We start from the raw sequence: 2,284 nt of genomic DNA on the forward strand, positions 1-2,284 counted from the left end.
TTTAGTAATCAAAATGCACAACAGGTAGAAATTAATAAAAATAAATCATACTCAGACAGTATAATGATACCTGATGAAGATTGCGAGTATTGTTATTTTTACCCTATAATTGAAGAAAATACTATTTTAATGATAAGAAAAGATACATTGATTTATGATGAAAAAGGAGCTGTAAAATTGATTCATTAATTTTCTAAAGCGTCAAACCTTCTAAATCATCAATGGTCCCGTTGTAGATATTCACATCAACTTTATAACGTTTTACACCATCTATGGTTGCTTTTTCGGTAAATTGCCAAAAATCCCAATGCCCTTTCATTTCTTGTACCCAAAAATTGTAATTGGCAATCCAAATAATATAACCATCAAAATGATCTTGTAAATAATCTTCAAAATATTTATCTGATGTATAAATAATCGGTTTGATATCGTAATGCTCTTCAACAATTTTGCACCAATTCTTGATTCCTTCGACTAAACGATCCATGGATTGTGTTTTCGGTAAGGTTTCAATATCCAAAACTGGAGGCAAATCACCATTTTCTAATTTTACTTTTGCAATAAAATTTTGTGCTTGTAAAGTAGAGTTTTCATCTTGACGATAAAAATGATAAGCACCACGCAAAATATTATTTTCTTTTGCACCTTCCCAATTATCCTCAAAAGTCTCATCAATAGACGAAGTTCCCATTGTAGAACGGATAAAAGCAAAATTTATCGGATATAAATTGTAAATCGTATGCATTTTCGTCCAATCAATTTTTCCTTGATAATGCGAAACATCAACACCAAAAGTTTTGAGATAATATTTATCCATCACCTCAATATTTCGGATATCAAATTTTGTGACTTTACCATCAACCAATTTTTCGCCTTTCAACGATTTTTCTACAACCGAAAAATAGTAATGAATACCATGACGATAACGATATGTAAAATAAACAACGCACAAAATCAGTAAACTAATCACATACGTCGAAAGTTTGATTTTTTTTAATGTACTAAAAATAGATTGTTGTGTTTTCTTTTTACGAGGCATTTTAGTAGTTGAAATAGATAAATTCTATGCAATATTACTTCAATTTTAGATGATAAAAAAAGTAAAATCTTCATTATCTTTGTTCAGTATGAAAAAATGGATATTAGCCGCAAGGCTTCGCACATTACCACTTTCTTTGAGTGGATTATTATTGGCTGGATTTATTGCAAAATCAGAAGGAATTTTTCGAAATGATATATTTTTCTTATCTCTTTTAACAACTTTGGCTTTCCAAATTTTATCAAATTTCGCGAATGATTATGGCGATGCGGTAAAAGGAACGGACGCAAATAGAGTAGGAGAGCAGCGTGCTGTAGCATCTGGATTGATAACTCAAAACCAAATGAAAATAGCTATTGGAATTATGGTTGCAATTTCTTTAGCTTGCGTTTCAGCATTGTTGTATGTATCTTTTTATCCAAATGATATGAAATATATTTACATTTTTCTTGGACTGGGAGTTGCGTCTATTTTTGCAGCAATGGCTTATACAATGGGAAAAAAACCATACGGATATATTGGTTTAGGTGATGTTTTTGTGTTCTTATTCTTTGGGATTTTAGCTGTTGCTGGTGGAGAATTTTTATATTCTAAAGTTTTTCAATGGCAAATTTTATTACCTGCAGCTTCGATGGGATGTTGGAGTGTAGCAGTGCTAAATTTGAACAATATGCGAGATGTGAAAAATGATGTCAAAAACAATAAAATTACTGTTGCATCAAAATTAGGTTTTCAAAAAAGTAAATATTACCAAATGGCTTTAATGACGATTCCGTTCGCATTAAGCGCATTATATGTAACGATGTCACCACTTAAACAAGGTAAATTATCTGGTTTTGTATTTTTAATTTTAATCTTTTTTGCGAACGCCATTCGTCGTCAAATTTTTGCAGTAAAAGATCCTAAAGATTTCGATCCATTCTTGAAACAAGTAGCAATGTTAGCTTTATTTTTCGCTGTATTATTAGGATATAGTTTAATCGGTTTCGATTTTATTGATACTTTAATTCGTTAATCACAAAAAAATATATAATGAAAATTCAATATTTAGGACATGCCTCGCTTGCGATTGAAGCAAACGGTAAACACATTATTGTTGATCCATTTATTACACCAAATGAATTAGCAAAGAATATCGATTTCGAAAGTTTAAAAGCGGATTATATTGTTATTACGCATGCGCATCAAGATCATGTGTATGATGTGGAAGAATTGGCAAAACGTACAGGAGCTTTGATTATTTCG

General features: G+C 30.7%; 4 protein-coding genes. 3 read left to right on the top strand and 1 reads right to left on the bottom strand.

From position 1 onward, the window contains the following. A partial coding sequence (locus B4L98_RS03880) for a hypothetical protein (RefSeq protein WP_291077594.1) occupies nt 1-189 on the top strand: 189 nt, incomplete at its 5' end. Nucleotides 190-193: 4 nt separating this feature from the next. On the opposite strand, the gene B4L98_RS03885 is transcribed toward B4L98_RS03880, so the two are convergent. Then, nucleotides 194-1,039, bottom strand: a complete 846-nt coding sequence (locus tag B4L98_RS03885; protein ID WP_291059564.1) for a glycoside hydrolase family 25 protein — start codon at nt 1,037-1,039, stop codon at nt 194-196. Nucleotides 1,040-1,127: 88 nt separating this feature from the next. On the opposite strand from B4L98_RS03885, the gene menA reads away from it, so the two are divergent. Both menA and B4L98_RS03895 read left to right on the top strand, forming a co-directional pair. Next, nucleotides 1,128-2,054 carry a 1,4-dihydroxy-2-naphthoate octaprenyltransferase gene (menA, locus tag B4L98_RS03890; RefSeq protein ID WP_114999711.1) on the top strand — a complete coding sequence of 309 codons (927 nt, stop codon included), beginning with the start codon at nt 1,128-1,130 and terminating at the stop codon, nt 2,052-2,054. Nucleotides 2,055-2,071: 17 nt separating this feature from the next. Next, nucleotides 2,072-2,284 (top strand): MBL fold metallo-hydrolase (locus tag B4L98_RS03895; protein ID WP_291077596.1); only part of this gene is annotated, 213 nt, incomplete at its 3' end.

The organism is Empedobacter sp. UBA5528, from assembly GCF_002426075.1.
In the GTDB taxonomy this organism is placed as follows: Bacteria; Bacteroidota; Bacteroidia; order Flavobacteriales; family Weeksellaceae; genus Empedobacter; species Empedobacter falsenii_B.